This window comes from Prevotella sp. kh1p2 (assembly GCF_900111525.1).
GTDB lineage: Bacteria > Bacteroidota > Bacteroidia > Bacteroidales > Bacteroidaceae > Prevotella.
In genome coordinates this window covers 26,214-43,318 of the sequence record NZ_FOHY01000008.1, presented here as the reverse complement: position 1 = coordinate 43,318, position 17,105 = coordinate 26,214, and the positions used below count along the sequence as shown (strand labels likewise).

The following is a 17,105-nucleotide window of genomic DNA, read 5'->3' as shown; positions in this document are numbered from 1 at the left end:
AAGCATTTAATTCGGTAGGCCGCAGCAGGCAGATGAGCCCCGGCGGCCGGCCAACAACAGTCAACAATAATGGAAATATTTCTCATCAGACTGCTCCAGTTCATTCTGGCAATCTCCTTACTGGTTCTCCTGCACGAGGGAGGACACATGTTTTTCTCCAAGCTCTTCGGTGTAAGAGTTGAGAAATTCTTTATTTTCTTCGATGTGGGTATCGGCAAATGGAAAGGCAGCCTTTTCCATTTCAAACCCAAAAACAGCGATACCGAGTACGGCATGGGATGGCTGCCACTGGGTGGCTACTGCAAAATTGCCGGCATGATAGACGAGAGTTTCGACACCGAACAGATGAAGAAACCCGCAGAACCGTGGGAGTTCCGCTCCAAGCCGGCCTGGCAACGCCTGCTCATCATGACGGGTGGCGTGCTCGTAAACTTTCTTCTGGCGCTCTTCATCTACAGCATGGTGCTCTTTTATTGGGGCGAAACTTACACCAAGGTGTCTGACATGACGCAGGGAATGGTCTTCAACACCGAGGCCAAGAAACTCGGTTTCCAGGACCATGACATCCTTCTGGGCACCGACAAGGGACCTTTCAAGGAGTTTGATGCCGACCTCTACCGCGATATCTCCGAAGCTCTGTGGTGCGACGTGATGCGTGGCGGCAGGAAAGTACGCATCAGCCTGCCCGGCGACATCAACCTGCTGGACATGCTGAAAAGCACCCCCCAGTTTGTGCGTCCCTACATTCCGGCCACGGTAGAGGATGTTGTACCCGGCTCGCCGGCCGACAAGATTGGCATCAGGAAGGGCGACCGCATCCTCTCCTTCAACGGTAAAGCCATCACATCGCACAGCGATTTCACCGACATACTGAAGCTCAAGAGCCAAGATCTCAACAAAGGCATGACCCGGCAGGACAGTATCGACATCCTCACCATGCCCATCGTATTCCAGCATGCCGGTGCAGCAAAGGCCGATTCGGCCATGGTTACGCTTACCGACAGCATCAAGATAGGCTACCGACCCGTTAATGTACTGGCCTCGTACAAGCAGACTCACATCAGTTACGGCTTCCTCGAGAGCTTCCCGGCAGGCGTTAAATACGGCGTAAACGTACTGGGCGGCTACGTGAGCGACATGCGTTACGTGTTCTCGGCCGACGGAGCAAAGAGCCTGGGAGGCTTCGGCGCCATCGGAAGTCTGTTCCCCCCAACGTGGGACTGGCACATGTTCTGGATGATGACGGCCTTCCTCAGCATCATTCTTGCTTTCATGAACATCCTCCCCATACCTGCTTTAGACGGCGGACATGTACTCTTCCTGCTCTATGAGATGATTACCCGGCGCAAGCCGAGCGAAACTTTCATGATACGGGCAGAGTACGTTGGCATCGGCATCCTGCTGCTGCTGATGGTTGTAGCCAATCTGAACGACATCCTGCGCTGGCTCGGCTACATGTAAAAAAGCCGTAAGCGCCACCTCCACCTTATTTATATATAACGACTGAAGCCGGACGAGTAACCCCCAAGGTACCGTCCGGCTTCAGTCGTTATATGTGGCTTGCCCCCTCCCCTCCTTCGGAGGGGCCGGGGGAGGTCTTATTTATTTGCCTCTTCCCAGCGCTTGGTCTGCGTGCAGGTAACGGTTGTTACCTGGTCACCGGCCTGCATGCGGAAGTCGCCCTCCTCCAGAATCCAGTGCCCGTCGGCGCCTACGAAGGCGAGGTCGGAGCCGCGCAACCGGAGCGTAACGGTCTTGGTTTCGCCCGGTTTGAGGTCTATTTTCTCGAACGCCCGCAGCCTGCGGTTATCCGGAGTGAGCGAAGCAACAAGGTCGGAGCTGAACAGCAGCACGCTCTCCATGCCCTCTCGGTTGCCCGTATTGGTCACGTCGACACTGAAGGTAAGCTCGTCAGAGGCCGTAAACTGCGCTTTGTCTACCCGCAGATTGGCGTATCTGAAGGTGGTATAGCTGAGCCCGAAGCCGAAAGGCCACTGCGCCGAGGCATCGGCACTGTAGTTGTAGGCTCCCGTCATGGTCGTTACCTGCTCGCTGGGTTTATAGTCGTACTTGATGAGTGATGCCTGCGACTTGGGATAAGTGAACGGCAGCCGGCCGCTGAAGTTGCGGTCGCCGGCCAGCAGATTGGCCAGTGCGTCGCCTCCCTCGCTGCCTGGCAGGATAATGTCTACCACAGCCTGCGCCAGCGGAACAATGTCGCTCACGATGCGCGGACGCCCTTCGTTGAGCACCAGCACAATGGGCTTGCCCGTCTTGGCAAGCTCCTTGACCAGCCGACGCTGGTTTTCGGAGAGCGCCAGGTCGTCGAGATTGCCCGGAGTCTCGGCATACGTGTTCTCTCCTACGCAGGCCACGATGACGTCAGCATGTGCAGCAGCCGCCACGGCCTCGTCTATACGGGGCGCATTCTCCTCGTAGTAAAGGCCCTGGTGATTGTAAGTCACGCCTGCCACGTAGTTCACGTTGTCCTTGCCGAACTTCTGCTGCATGGCCTCAAAGATGGTGTGCTTGCCCTGGAGGAACCGTTCCTGCCCCTGCCCCGACCACGTCATGGTCCAGCCTCCGTTGAGTGTGCGGATGGAATTGCCGTTGGGGCCGGTTACGAGTATCTTCGTTCCCTGCCGCAGGGGCAGCAGGCCGTCCTGGTTCTTGAGCAGAACCAGGGACTGCTCGGCTGCATCCAGCGCCTTGAGTGCGAACTCACGGGAGCCGAAGAGCGGGTAGTCTTTCCAATTATAATAAGGAGTCTTGAACAGTCCGAGCCTGTACTTGAGGCGCAGCACGCGGCGCACGGCGTCGTCTATGCGTTCCATCTTCACCGCTCCCTCATCCACCAGCTGCTTCAGCAGGACGCAGAAGTCCCAGCTGTAGGGATCCATCGACATGTCGATACCGGCGTTGATGGCTATGCGGATGGCGTCTTTCTTGTCGCGGGCTATGTGGTCACGGTTCCACAGGTTCACGATGTCGGCCCAGTCGGTCACAATCATGCCGTCCCAGCCCAGGTCGTTTTTCACCCACCGGGTTAAGTATTCGTAGTTGGCGTGCAGCGGCATGCCGTTATTGCTCTGCGAGTTCACCATGATGGTAAGCGCCCCGTTGCGCAGCGCCTCGAGAAAAGGAGCGAAGTGTTTCTCCCGCATCTCGGTCTCCGGTATTTGCGAGGGAGTGCGGTCTTTGCCCGATACGGGCACGCCGTAGCCCATGAAGTGCTTCATGCAGGCAGCCACATGGTACTTGCCTATGTGGTTAGGGTCGTCGCCCTGGAAGCCCAGCACCGACTCTCTACCCATCTCGGCATTCAGGTAGGCGTCCTCTCCGAAGTTCTCCCACATACGCGGCCAGCGCGGCTCTCGGCCCAAGTCAACCACCGGGGCATAAACCCAGGGAATGCTGCCGGCCTTGGTTTCGTAGGCCGATATGCGGCTCCCCTCGCGCGTAAGCGTCCGGTTGAAGGCGGCGCCCATGTTGTTGCCCTGCGGGAAAAGCGTGCCCCCCTGGGTGTAAGTGGTGCCGTGAATCTGGTCGACGCCGTACACGCAGGGGATGCCAATCTCCTTCATGCTCTTTTTCTGGATAACGGTGATGAGCTCCTGCCACTCCTGCCGCGTAACGGCTGCACCGTGGGGCACGTTGAGAATGGAGCCTACCTTGTACTTGCCGATGACGGTATCGAGCATGGCCTGGCTGACCTTGAAGCCCTGCTTGACGTTGGGGTCGAGGATGACGTCAATCGTCAGCTCCGTCATCTGCCCAATCTTCTCCTCGAGGGTCATCTTGGCCAGCTGCTTCTCTATCTGCTCTTCAATCTTGGAGTCGCGGCTGATGACGGGCTGCTGCGCCGCTGCCATGCCGACGCATGCCGACAGAGCCGCCGTTAGGATGGTTTTCTTTTTCATTGGTTTCTGTGTATTAGGTAACTCTGACTGCAAAGATAAAAAGATTTTTCCGGTTATACAACATTTCCGACCAAATGCTTCCGCCGCCGTCAGCCGGCTCTCAAACGGGCGGAAAGGGCACCGGCAGGGTATCATGCAGCCACCTGAAAAAGTGCCGAAGCTATGCTTCGGGAACTTTCGACACTTGTCGCACGATTGTGTGACACCTGTCGCAGATATGTGCGACACTTGTCAAAAGTTCCTCGCTTCACCTTTTCATTACCGGGGCAAGGACTTCCGCCACCCTCGTCAGGCACTTCCCGAAACGGGTCTGGAAGCCTTTGCCGGCACTGTTTTTGAGAAGCCGGGCGGCTGATTGCTTGCCCGTGTCGGATATTTGCAGTACCTTTGCCTGTGGTATTATAAAGTTCGGATGAATGGATATCATTAGATTTATCAAGGACTGGACCCTTCCCGTCTCCATGGGCACGGGTGCCGGCCTTTATCTTCTTTTCGCTTTTACGCCCGCACTGGGCCCGGCAGCCACGGCCATGGCACCTTTCTTTGATGCTATCCTGCCGCTTTTCATGTTTCTCATACTCTTCGTTACCTTCTGCAAGGTCGATTTCCGCAAGCTCATACCCGTAAGGTGGCACCTGTGGGTGGGCGTGCAGCAGGTGGTGTTCGTGTTTGCCATCGTGGCGCTGGTACTGGGTTTCGGCATGCGGGGGCAGCACCTGGTGCTCATGGAGGCCATACTGACCTGCATCATCGGCCCCTGCGCGGCCGCCGCTCCCGTGGTGACATCGAAGCTGGGGGGCAATCTGGAGCAGATGACCACCTACACCTTCCTGTCCAACTTCATCACGGCGCTGCTCATTCCGGTGTGTTTCCCGATGATAGACAAGGCGGCCGACATCTCCTTCGGGGCCGCTTTTCTGCAGATACTCTATGAGGTGTGCGTGGTACTGCTGCTGCCCATGCTGCTGGCCTACATCGTGAAGCACGGCTTCCACAGGTTCCACCGGTGGGTGACGGGCGTCAAGGACCTGTCGTACTACCTCTGGGGCTGCTCGCTCATGATAGTAACGGGCACCACGGTAAAGAACATCGTGCACGCCGAAACATCGGCCTGGTTCCTCGCCCTCATCGCTCTGCTGGGGCTGCTGCTCTGCATCGTGCAGTTTGCTACGGGCCGCTTCATCGGTCACTACTTTGATGCCACCACCGAGGCAGGGCAGGCTCTGGGGCAGAAGAACACGGCTTTCGCCATCTGGATAGCCTACACGTACCTCAACCCGCTCAGCTCCGTGGGGCCGGGATGCTACATTCTGTGGCAGAACATCATCAATTCGGTGGAGATATGGCACTACCGCAAGCGCGGGATGGAGCACGCCTCCTGAAGCTGCGAACGGACTGTTACCGCGCAGGCACATCCTACATTCTGCGCCGAAGGGTACAGACAAAAAAGTTCCCGACCAGCATGCAGCCGGCCGGGAACTTCCATTTATAGCGATAGTGCGGTTTACTTGTCGAACTTCTTGTGTACCTGCAGCATGGCCTTGGGGTCGAGTATCTCGTCAAGCTGTTCCTTGGTAAGGAGCCCTTTCTCCAGAGCAACGTCCTCGAGGCTCTTGCCCGTCTCCAATGCTTCTTTGGCTATCTTGGTGCTGTTCTTGTATCCGATGTAGGGATTGAGCGCCGTCACGATGCCGATGGAGTTCTTCACCATGGCCAGGTTGTGGCCGGTGTTGGTGGTGATGCCGTCAACGCACTTCTCCCGAAGCGTGTCCATAGCCCGCGAGAGCCATGTAATGCTCTCGAAGAGGCACTCGGTAATGACGGGTTCCATCACGTTGAGCTGCAGCTGTCCGGCCTCGGCGGCAAAGCAGACGGTATTGTCGTTGCCTATTACTTTGAAGCAAACCTGGTTCGTAACCTCTGGTATGACGGGGTTCACCTTGCCCGGCATGATGGACGAACCGGGCGCCATAGCCGGCAGGTTGATTTCGTGCAGGCCGCAACGGGGGCCCGATGCCATGAGCCGGAGGTCGTTGCAAATCTTGGAGAGCTTAACGGCCAGGCGCTTCAGGGCGGCACTGTAGCTTACGTAGGCACCCGTATCGGGGGTTGCCTCTATCATGTCAGAAGCCTTTTCGAACTCGTCGCCGGTGAGTTCCGACAAGTAGCGTGTGCACAGGTCGGCATATCCCGGCGCGGCGTTCAGCCCCGTTCCGATGGCCGTTCCGCCCATGTTGATTTCGTGGAGCAGCCTCTCGTTGCGGCCGATGTTGGCAATCTCCTCCTCCAGGTTATTGGCAAAGGCGTTGAACTCCTGCCCCGACGTCATGGGAACGGCATCCTGCAACTGCGTGCGACCCATCTTCACGTCGTCCTTAAACTCCACTCCCTTCTTGCGGAAAGCCTCAATCAGCTGCTCCAGGCTCTTTATCAGGGTCTTGTTCATGCGGATGATGGCGTAGCGTATGGCCGTAGGATAAGCGTCGTTGGTAGACTGTCCGCAGTTTACATGGTCGTTGGGATAGCAGTGCTGGTAGTCACCCTTCTCGTAGCCCATGATTTCCAGGGCGCGGTTAGCTATCACCTCGTTGGCATTCATGTTCACCGAAGTGCCTGCGCCGCCCTGCATCATGTCGATGGGGAACTCGTTATTCAGCTTTCCTGCTATCACATCGTCGGCTGCCTTGCAGATAGCGTCGGCTATCTTGGGGTCGAGCGCGCCTGCTTCTGCATTGGCCATGGCGGCTGCCTTCTTCACATAACCGAAGGAGATGATGAAGTCCGGATAGTCTTTCATCTTCGTATTGGATATCTGATAGTTGTTGATACCGCGCTGGGTCTGCACGCCGTAGTAGGCTGCTGCGGGCACTTGGAGTTCGCCCAGCAGGTCAGACTCGGTTCTGAATTTCTTTTCTTCGTTTGCCATTTTCTTTCTTTTGCTTTATGTTAATGATGAAAATGCTCCCCCGGAGGGGAGCCTGTTGACTATTGGTTGGTTAGAACACCTTGATGCGATACATGAAGCCAAGCTCTATACGGTTGGTATTGTAGTCCTCGAGGCCGCTCTTTTCGCTGTAGTTATACTTGCGGCCAACGTATGCCAGGAATACTCTGAAGTCCTGCGACTTCACCGGATAGTACTCCACACTGCCTATGTAGCCGAACGACTTGCGGTAGTTCTTGAACTGCTCTATCTTGGTCACGCTGGCCGTTTCGTACATTCCCTTGAGCATGAGGTTCCACTGAGGGGCGAACTGCCAGTTGAGTTTGGTGATGAAAGAGTTGTAGTGAACATCGCTGAAGTAGCCGGCATTGTTGGCGGCGAGGAAGTCGGCGCCCTCCGAAGAGGCGATACGGAGCCTGTCGAGGCCGTCGAAAGCGCCCATGTAGTCTAAATACCACTGCACTGTAGGCAAGTTGAGCTTCTGTCCGAGCACCAACATGCGGCTGTACTTGTGGCGTGCCTGGGTCTGGATGCCCCACGACCAGCGGGTCTGCAGCTTGTTGCCGAAGAAGCTGCCGTTCCACAGCAAGATGTACGTGAGCGGATTGTGGCTGCCTTCCAGCTGCTGTACGGCAGCGGCATTGGCCAGTGCCACGGGGTGGTCTCCGTACTCGTTGGCGAACTTGTTGTTGTAGGCATCGGTCACGTTGAGGTTTATCTCCTGCGTGGGAACTGGCTTGAAGGAGATGTTCACACCTGCCATGAAGTTGTCCATGTTGTCCACCATGTCCGAATACTGGTAGATGTACATCGGGTTCTCATCAAATTCAAAGCCGCCCCAGTTCTGGCACATCTTGCCTGCCTGTACGCCCAGCTTGTCGTTGAACTGGTATCCAACCATGAGGATGTCGGTTGCCTTGGCGAAGTTATCTTCGCTTTGAGCCGTGTTGTTCTTGTTCAGACGGTGACGGAAGCGGTACGACAGCTTGTCCGTCAGGTTGCCTTTGATTTCTATGCGGGCCTGTTTGTTCTTGAAGGACGTGCCCCAGTGGCTGCCGTCATCAATGGCCTGGCCGCTTGCGGCGTAGTTGAAATAAACGTTGAAGGCATCGGTCTTCTTCTCCAACTTGAGCACCCGTTCGGCCAGCGACTGGTAGTCGCCATCGTTGCCGCCAAGCCCCGTGTTGTTTCCCTGGGCGTTAACGCCCAGCGCCAGGCCAAGCATGGCAGCCGTCAATAGTATGTGTTTCATTGTTTTTCGGTTTTAGTTGTCATCTGCATGCAGTCTCCTTAATACTGCTCGTAATACTTCTGGATTTGCTGCCAGTCGTGAGTCTTGGTCAGGGCGAGCATGAGCAGCACGCGTGCTTTCTGCGGATTGAGGTTCATGGAAGCCACGAAGTGGTACTTGTTGTCGTCAACCTCGGCGTTCTGGTTGGTCGGTCCGGTGGGAACTCGGCTGGCACGCACAATCTGGATGCCGCTGTTCTGGGCCTTGACTGCCACGTCGAACACGTCCTTGTAGAAGTTTCCGTCGCCCACTCCGGCCAGTACGATGCCGTCGAACTTTGCATCAACGAAGGCCTGCATGGGCAGCGCCGAGGCGTTGGCATAGCCATAGACGATGCCAACCTGCGGAAGACGGTCGATGTTGTCGACACTGAACTCCGATGCTGCACCGTGGCGGTAGCCCGGAGTCTGCAGGTAATAGGCCTTGCCGTTGTACACATTGCCTATCTGGCCGTAGATGCCGCCCTTGAAAGTGGCGCAGTCGGTGGTGTGACTCTTGAATACCGACTTGGCGTCAAAGAGCTGGTCGTTCATGCAAACCATCACTCCCTTGCCCTTCGATTCGGGTGTCACGAGTGCTGCCACGCCGTTGTAGAGGTTGCCGGGACCATCGGCAGAGATGGCGGTAGAGGGGCGCATGGAGCCCACCAGTATCACCGGCTTGTCGCTGTGCACCGTAAGAGAGAGGAAATAAGCCGTCTCCTCCATCGTGTCAGTTCCGTGTGTAATGAGCACACCGTCGTAACCTTCGTCGTTGAGCAGCTGGTTGATGCGCTTGGCCAGCTTGAGCCAAACCTCGTCGTTCATGTCCTGCGACCCGATGTTGCATATCTGCTCGCCGCTCACATCGGCCAGATTCTTGATTTCGGGCACGGCATTTATCAGCGTCTGGATGCCCACCTGCCCGGCTGCATAGGCCGAGGAAGTGGCGCTCTGGGCAACTCCGGCAATGGTGCCGCCCGTGGCCAGGATTCTAATCTTTGGTTTCGCGGAAACCGAAACGGCCATGAACAGTGCAAAGAACATGACCCATGTCATTCGTAAATGTCTCATTATTTTAAGTTTTAAGGGGTTAAACATTGTTGTCTAAGGTACGATATGTCTTAATAAAACAGTTGAGTGGCCAGGAAAGCCAGGCCGATAGAGACGAAGGTAGTGATGAAGCCGGAGAGCTGGAAGCTGTGGTTCACCACGTACTTGCCTATGTGCGTGGTGCCTGTCTTGTCGAAGTTGATGGCTGCAACCTCCGTAGGATAGGTGGGAAGGAAGAAGTATCCGTTGCATGCAGGGAACATGGCAAGCAGGAAGAGCGGGTTGATGCCGAGCATGATGCCCAGCGGGTAGATGGTGCGAACGGTGGCCGCTTGCGAAAAAAGCATGATACTCATCACGAAGAGCACCACGGCGAAGAGGAACGGAGCCGACTGCACGAGGCTGCCCAGGCTGTTGACAAAGAACTCCTGGTTGCCCTTGAAGAACGTGTCTCCCATCCAGGCAATGCCGAAGATGCTTATCATGGCATTCATGCCGGCGGCAAAGATGTTGCCCTTCACGGCCTCCTTCACGCTGCCCCGGCCCACTATCAGGATGAGTGCGGCTACGGACATCATCACGATTTCTATCATCTCCGACGTTGCCACCGTTGTCCTCACGCCGTCGACCATGAAGTGCGGGCGCAGTTCGGGGAAGAAGCCGTACACCACAACCATGGCTACACCCAGCAGGAAGGCCAGCACCGCGTACTTTGCACGTGGGTTGGCGTTCTCCTCTACATTATCAACGAGCTTGGCATCTTCCTCCGGATTGATTTCGCCCGAGGCCACCTTGGCCTTGTAAACGGGGTCGTCTGCCAGCTCCTTGCCCACGTGGTTCTGCACGAAAGCTGCCACCAGGATGGAGATAAGCGATGCAGGCACGCACACCAGGATGACGTCTGCCAGCCCAATGCCCTTGGCTCCGAGTATGTCGGTGCTGATAATGGCCGCCGTGGCAGCGCTCACCGGGCTTCCCGTAATTCCGAGCGAGGCCGCTATCACGCTCACGCTGAGCGGCCGCTCGGGCCTTATCTTGTTCTTCTGCGCTATCTCCGAGATGATGGGCAGCAGCGAGTAGCTGGTGTGGGCGGTGCCGGCCAGGATGCAGAAGAGCCAGCATGCCAGCGGCCCATAGTAGGTAATGTGGTCGGGGTGGTTACGCAGAAACCGCCCCGTAACGCCCACCAGGTAGTCCAGTCCGCCCGTTGCCTGCAGCGCGGCGGCTGCAACGATAACGCTGGCTATAATCAGCATCACGTCGATAGGCGCCTTGCCGGGAGGCAGACCGAACACGAAAACGAGGAAGAACGTACCTACCATGCCGTAGATACCCATGCCGATGCCGCCTACCCTGGCTCCGATGAAGATGAAAGCCAATACAATGACGAGCTGTAACAATATCAAGGTGGTTGCCATTTAAGATTGTTTTAATTCGTTAGTTATCTTGTTTGCAGTTCGCAAATATAACCAATATTTGCATACACAAAGTAAAAGAACAAGAAAAAAGACGAATTTCTTAACGATTATTATACCATTTATAAATATACAAAAAGTAACCACAAGTGGCTTGTTGACGGCAAAACACACCGCTTGTCGTTACTAATTGAACACGACAAGCCCATTTTCGGAACAATAATTTATCAGAATAGGAAAAGCCGTATATTATTGAACGGCTCGCCGGAGGCCTGAAACCGCCCAACAGCCCCACGCCTTGCACCACACTGCTGCACACCGCTGCCACCGCTGCCGCCAATCGCCCTGCCTGCGGCAGTTCTGCAGCGGCTGCGCCGGAGGTGCCGTTCAAGCCTCTTGAACCATACCTTCAAGCGCCTTGAACATGCCCTTCAGGAGCCTTGAAGCATAGCTCCTTCAATCTCCCCCAACAGCGGCGCCCGCTCTCCCGGGGCTGATGAAGCCCCGCCACTTCATGTTCCCGCACGCGCGCATACCGTTAATATAGATGCCGAAGCATAAAAAATCGGGCGCCGCCTCACGTGTTTCTCATCTTTTCATTACCTTTGCACAAGCGTAGCAAACCCACAGCAGCACCCACGGTGCTGTGCAACCAATAGGATATAATGTATAAGACAATGGCTAATTTAAGATTTGAGGTCGTGGCCGAGGCATTCCACAAGCGCCCCGTAGAGGTGGAGACACCGCGCGAGAGGCCGTCGGAATACTTCGCGAAGTATGTTTTCAACCGTGCCAAGATGTACAAGTACCTGCCCGTAGAGGTCTATGAGAAACTCACGGACGTTATCGACAACGGCGCCCGGCTTGACCGTTCCATCGCCGATGCCGTAGCAGCAGGCATGAAGCAGTGGGCACAGGAGAACGGCGTTACCCACTACACGCACTGGTTCCAGCCACTTACCGAGGGCACGGCCGAGAAGCACGACGCCTTCGTTGAACACGACGGCAAGGGCGGCATGATAGAAGAGTTCTCCGGAAAGCTGCTCGTACAGCAGGAGCCTGATGCCAGTAGCTTCCCCAACGGGGGCATCCGCAACACCTTCGAGGCCCGCGGCTACTCGGCCTGGGACCCCACTTCGCCCGTCTTCATCATTGATGATACGCTCTGCATTCCCACCATCTTCATCTCTTATACGGGCGAGTCGCTCGACTACAAGGCACCGCTGCTGCGCTCGCTGCATGCCGTGAGCGTGGCTGCCACGGGCGTTTGCCGCTACTTCTACCCCGATGTAAGGAAGGTGACGGCCAACTTGGGCTGGGAGCAGGAATACTTCCTGGTAGACGACAGCCTCTTCTTCGCCCGCCCGGACCTCATGCTCACGGGCCGAACGCTCATGGGCCACGACTCTGCCAAGAACCAGCAGATGGACGACCACTACTTCGGCACCATCCCGGAGCGCGTGCAGGCCTACATGAAAGACCTCGAGATACAGGCCCTGGAGCTTGGAATACCCTGCAAGACCCGCCACAACGAGGTGGCTCCTAACCAGTTCGAGCTGGCTCCCATCTTCGAGGAATGCAATCTGGCGGTAGACCACAACATGCTGCTCATGAGCCTCATGAAGAAGATTGCACACAAGCACGGCTTCCGCGTGCTGCTGCACGAAAAGCCGTTCGACGGCATCAACGGCTCCGGCAAGCACAACAACTGGAGCCTCTCTACCGATACGGGCGTGCTGCTGCACGGCACCGGCAAGACGCCGGAGGACAACCTGCGCTTCGTGGTCTTCATTGTGGAGACGCTGATGGGCGTCTGGCGCCACAACGGACTGCTCAAGGCAAGCATCATGAGCGCAACCAATGCCCACCGACTGGGGGCCAACGAGGCGCCGCCGGCCATCATCTCATCGTTCCTGGGCAAGCAGGTGAGCGACCTGCTGGAGCACATCGAGAAGGCCGACAAGGAGGACCTGTTCTCCGTCAAGGGCAAGAAAGGCATGAAACTCGACATCCCCGAAATTCCCGAACTGCTCATCGACAACACCGACCGCAACCGTACGAGCCCCTTCGCCTTTACAGGCAACCGCTTCGAGTTCCGCGCCGTGGGCTCCGAGGCCAACTGTGCATCGGCCATGATTGTGCTCAACACCGCCGTTGCCGAGGCACTCACCGACTTCAAGAAGCGCGTAGACGCGCTCATCAAGGGCGGAGAAGACAAGCTGAGCGCCATTCTCGACGTGCTGCGTGACGACATCCGCACCACCCGACCCATTCACTTCGACGGCAACGGCTATTCAGATGAGTGGAAAGAGGAGGCCCGCAAGCGCGGACTGGACTGCGAAACGAGCTGCCCCATCATCTTTGACAACTACCTGAAGCCGGCAAGCATCAAGATGTTTGAGGACATGAACGTGATGAACCGCAACGAACTGGAGGCGCGGAACGAGGTGAAATGGGACACTTATACAAAGAAGATACAGATTGAGGCACGCGTAATGGGCGACCTGACCATGAACCACGTCATCCCCGTTGCTACCCACTACCAGAGCCAACTGGCCAAGAACGTGCAGAACATGTACGATATCTTCACCCCGAGCGAGGCTTCCAACCTCACTGCCCGCAACAAGAAGATTATCCGGGAGATAGCAGAACGCACGCAAATCATTGAGACGGGCGTCGAAGAGCTGGTTAACGCCCGCCGCGTAGCCAACAAGATAGACGATGCCCGCACCAAGGCAGTGGCCTACCACGACACGGTTGCGCCCAAGATGGACGACATACGGTACCAGATAGACAAGCTGGAACTCATCGTGAGCGATGAACTCTGGACGCTGCCCAAGTACCGCGAGCTGCTCTTCATCAGGTAAGCAGCAGGGTCGGACCAAAGAAACAACAACGGCAGGAAGGCGCTACAAGAGCACTTCCTGCCGTTTTTTTGATTGCTTTACAGTATCGCACGGCGGTGCAGAAAGCCGCTTCAGGGAACTTTTGACAGGTGTCAAACGGTCGTGTGACAGGTGTCGAACAATCGTGCGACACCTGTCAAAAGTTCCTGAACGTGGCCTCCGGCACGGCCGGAGGGGTCAGTCAACTATCTCGCCGTCGAAGAGATGGATGGTGCGATGGGCGATGGAGGCGTCGTGCTCGTTGTGAGTTACCATCACAATGGTGGTTCCGTCCTGGTTCAACTCGGTGAGCAGGCGCATCACCTCGGCACCGTTCTTGGAGTCGAGGTTACCCGTCGGCTCGTCGGCCAGGATGAGTTTGGGGCCGAACACCACGGCTCTGGCAATGGCCACGCGCTGCTGCTGGCCGCCCGAAAGCTGGTGGGGGAAGTGCTTGGCACGGTGAGTAATGGCCATGCGCTGCATGATCTGGCGCACGCGTTCGCGCCTTTCGGCCTTCGGAATGCCCAGGTAAGTGAGCGGGAGCTCGATGTTTTCCTCCACGTTCAGCTCGTCTATGAGGTTAAAACTCTGAAAGACGAAGCCTATCTGGCCCTTTCTTACGTCGGTGCGGTCCTTCTCCCGCAGGGCATCTACCTGCTTCTCGTCGAGCCAGTAGCGGCCCGAGGTGGGGTTGTCGAGCAGTCCGAGGATGTTGAGCAGGGTCGACTTGCCACATCCGGACGGGCCCATGACGGCCACGAACTCCTTGTCCTTCACTTCAAAACTCACGTTGTTCAGCGCAATAGTCTCCACTTCTTCCGTGCGGAACGACTTGCTGAGGTTCTCTACTTTAATCATTGAAACCTCCCCCAACCCCTCTTCAGGAGGGGAGTACCTGCCGTTTCAGGGGGATGGGCAGGCTTTCTAACGGTTAAACTTGGGACCTCTCCCCGCCCCTCCCCAAAGGAGAGGGGGCGTTGGAGGTCATTTTTGATTATTTTATATCAATCTTTTTGCTCCCCCTCCCTCCCCTTCGGGGAGGGTCGGGGAGGGGTTCTTACTCCTCTTTCAGATACTCCACGGGGTTGCTGTTGGCCACTCTGTAGCAGTTGGCAACCACCACCGCCAGCACGATAGCAAGCAGGCAGGCCAGGCAGAGCACAAAGGGCAGCGGGCCGAGCGATACGCGCTCGGAGAACAGCTGCAGCATGCGGGCGCCCACGACGTAAGCTCCCACGGCGCCAACGATGAGCGACGGCACGGCCACCCACGATATGTTGGCCATGAAGAGGCGCAGGATGTCGCGCGTGTGGGCCCCGTTCACCTTGCGCAGGGCTATCTCCTTGCGGCGGCGGTTCACCTCGTCGGTGGTGTAGCCCACCAGTCCCATGAGGGCAATTACAAGCGTTGCAGCACCTGCTATCATCATAGCTTTGCGGAAGTTGCCCACGTTCGTGTACACGCGGTGCATCATTTCGGGCCACGCCTGCACTATTACTTCGCGGTCGGGGAAGAGCCGCTGCATGGCTGCCTGCACCTTATTCTTGTTCTCGGGCGTAAGTTCGTGCAGCTTGACCAGCTGGTTCATGCACGGCAGTTTGCTGTAGAAGATGACCGACGGGCGGTCGTCTGTATTGTTCAGGTCGCCTATGCGGATGTCTTTATATACGCCCACGATGGTTACCTGACCCTTTCCGTATTCGCTGTGTCCCGTTATCCACACCTTGCGGCCTATGACATTGCCATCCCAGTGGGCTGTGGTTTTCATCTTCTCCACGAACTTCTGGCTCACCATTACTTCCTGCACGCTGTCCCGGCGGGCAGTAAATACGGTGCCCTGAACGATGGGTATCTCCATTAAGTCGAAGTAACCGTCGGTTACGCCGTACAGGTCGGCCACGTTGAAGAGTTCCTTGTCGTCGCCCGGCAGCCCCACATTGTTGCCGCTGGCACCCCAAAGAGGGATGGTGTTGCATGAAGATACCTTGTCAACTTCTGGCATTCGGCGCAGCTCCTGCATCATTTTGTCCAGCTCTTCGGGTTTAGCACCGTTCACGCCCACCTTGAGCAGGTTGGCGTAAGCATAGCCGGGGTCGTCGTTCACCATGAGGTCATACTGCCTGTGTACCGTAAGCAGCAGGCAGAGCAGAAAGCTCACGGAGGCAAACTCAACCGAGAGCAGGGCCAGCTTCCACCGGTGACGGTTCTCGCGCAGGCCGCGGAAGGCCGCTGCCACGGGCACCCGGTTGTACAGCCAGGCCGGTAACAGGCCGCCCACCAGCAGGATGAGGAGGCACACGAGGGCCAATATCCAGCCCACGCGGCTAAAGAGAAGCGCGCTGAGCGGGGCCGACGTGAGCTGACCCACCAGCCCCTTGCTGGCAAAGAGCAGCAAACCGGCCAGCACGATGGACAGCAGCACGTGGGCAAAAGCTTCGCCGAAGACGATACGACGGATAGTTCCGGCATCGGCGCCGTAGCACTTTCGCACAGCCATCTCACGTGAGCGGACGGGCAGATTGCCCACAATAATGAGCAAATAGTTCATGACCGAGGACAGCAGGAGCACCACGGCAAGCACCGAGAGGATGATGGTCATGGTCTTTATTTGGTCCGAGGAAGTGTACGCCTTGTTGAGTTGAGTGAAGGTGTAGTTCATCTTCACGCCCGCCTTATCGGCCATCTTGTAATCCGCCACCTGCGCCATCATCTTCTTCACGTTGGGCTGCAGGCTGGCTGCCGTGGTGCCCTTGCGCAGGCGGATGTACGAATGGAAGCGGTCGGTGCCTATCCAGAAGGTCGACCAGTCATCATCCTTAAGCACCGTTCGCAGCGTGTTCATGGAGCAGATTACGTCGGTTCCGCGCAGCGAACTGCCGTAGGGGAAGTCCTGGTACACGCCTCCGATGGTGAAGTCGGCGGCATACGAGTCTCTGCCTTTGAGCTTCATGCCCACCACGTTGCCGCCTATGCGCTTGGCCATGCTTTCGCTCACGGCTACGTAGAAGGCCCTGCTGAGCGCCTGCTTGAGGTTTCCGGCCAGCTGGCGTTGTGGGAACACGTCGAAGAAACAGCTGTCGGCAGCTTCCATTTCGGCCACTTTCAGCTCCTTGCCGTTTACACGGAACCAGCCATCATAGATGAAACCGGTGTACCGGGTGGCCGCTTCAATCTGCGGACTCAGCTTCTTCAGCCCCGGCGCTATGGCCCCGCTGGTTTGCGGATACTCATGAAATTCGCCGTTCTGAATAAACGCCTCGTTGATACGGTACGTGCGGTCGGCTCCCGGGAACCACGTATCAAACGTGCGCTCAAAGTACACCTCGCCGATGAGAACTGCCGAGATGGCCAGTCCCACGCCCAGACACAGGATTTTGGCCACGTTGTGCTGGCCCCGCCGCAGCAGGTTGCTGAAGGGCGAGAGGAGCATTCCGCCCCCGCTGCCTCCCGGCGATGGACCTCTGACAGGCAGTTGTTGGTTGTCGTCGTTGGCGCCTTTGCGCCCGTTGTTGTTTGTTGTTTGCATAGTTGTTATATATCAGTTAAAATTCATTCTCTATCAAGTCGTTTTCCCGGATGTGTCCTTCAAGCCCGTTGAACGATACCTTCAAGCCCC

Annotated in this window: 10 protein-coding genes; 3 read left to right on the top strand and 7 right to left on the bottom strand. The window is 56.8% G+C overall.

Annotation, left to right across the window (positions count from 1 at the left end; genetic code table 11):
- Positions 1 to 69 precede the first annotated feature (69 nt).
- On the top strand, positions 70 to 1,461 hold the full coding sequence (gene rseP, locus BMW31_RS06090) for an RIP metalloprotease RseP (RefSeq protein ID WP_091822611.1): 1,392 nt from the start codon (positions 70 to 72) through the stop codon (positions 1,459 to 1,461).
- A gap of 137 nt (positions 1,462 to 1,598) precedes the next feature.
- Here rseP and BMW31_RS06085 read toward each other — a convergent pair whose 3' ends face one another.
- Entirely contained in the window at positions 1,599 to 3,920 is a 2,322-nt protein-coding gene (locus BMW31_RS06085) for a glycoside hydrolase family 3 N-terminal domain-containing protein (protein WP_091822608.1), read from the bottom strand.
- Between the two features lie 416 nt (positions 3,921 to 4,336).
- Between BMW31_RS06085 and BMW31_RS06075 the strand changes: the two genes are divergently transcribed.
- Complete coding sequence (locus tag BMW31_RS06075; protein ID WP_091822602.1) at positions 4,337 to 5,302, top strand: transporter; 966 nt, start codon at positions 4,337 to 4,339, stop codon at positions 5,300 to 5,302.
- A 122-nt stretch (positions 5,303 to 5,424) separates the two neighbouring features.
- Here BMW31_RS06075 and aspA read toward each other — a convergent pair whose 3' ends face one another.
- The 4 genes from aspA to BMW31_RS06055 form a co-directional block, all read right to left on the bottom strand.
- Positions 5,425 to 6,846 carry an aspartate ammonia-lyase gene (aspA, locus tag BMW31_RS06070; protein ID WP_091822598.1) on the bottom strand — a complete coding sequence of 474 codons (1,422 nt, stop codon included), beginning with the start codon at positions 6,844 to 6,846 and terminating at the stop codon, positions 5,425 to 5,427.
- Positions 6,847 to 6,916: 70 nt separating this feature from the next.
- Positions 6,917 to 8,116: a porin gene (locus BMW31_RS06065; protein WP_091822595.1), complete on the bottom strand. Its 1,200-nt coding sequence runs from the start codon at positions 8,114 to 8,116 to the stop codon at positions 6,917 to 6,919.
- Positions 8,117 to 8,154: 38 nt separating this feature from the next.
- The gene (gene ansB, locus BMW31_RS06060; RefSeq protein WP_410524428.1) at positions 8,155 to 9,192 is read right to left on the bottom strand and encodes an L-asparaginase 2; all 1,038 of its coding nucleotides are present in this window, start codon (positions 9,190 to 9,192) and stop codon (positions 8,155 to 8,157) included.
- A gap of 65 nt (positions 9,193 to 9,257) precedes the next feature.
- Positions 9,258 to 10,604 (bottom strand): anaerobic C4-dicarboxylate transporter family protein, encoded by a 1,347-nt coding sequence (locus BMW31_RS06055; RefSeq protein WP_091822589.1) that lies wholly within the window; start codon positions 10,602 to 10,604, stop codon positions 9,258 to 9,260.
- 674 nt (positions 10,605 to 11,278) lie between these two features.
- Between BMW31_RS06055 and BMW31_RS06050 the strand changes: the two genes are divergently transcribed.
- A complete protein-coding gene (locus BMW31_RS06050) occupies positions 11,279 to 13,468 on the top strand; it encodes a glutamine synthetase III family protein (protein ID WP_091822848.1) in 2,190 nt (729 codons plus the stop codon).
- Between the two features lie 216 nt (positions 13,469 to 13,684).
- Here BMW31_RS06050 and BMW31_RS06045 read toward each other — a convergent pair whose 3' ends face one another.
- Positions 13,685 to 14,347 carry an ABC transporter ATP-binding protein gene (locus BMW31_RS06045; protein ID WP_091822586.1) on the bottom strand — a complete coding sequence of 221 codons (663 nt, stop codon included), beginning with the start codon at positions 14,345 to 14,347 and terminating at the stop codon, positions 13,685 to 13,687.
- A gap of 199 nt (positions 14,348 to 14,546) precedes the next feature.
- The gene (locus BMW31_RS06040; protein ID WP_255404846.1) at positions 14,547 to 17,015 is read right to left on the bottom strand and encodes an FtsX-like permease family protein; all 2,469 of its coding nucleotides are present in this window, start codon (positions 17,013 to 17,015) and stop codon (positions 14,547 to 14,549) included.
- Between the last annotated feature and the right edge of the window lie 90 nt (positions 17,016 to 17,105).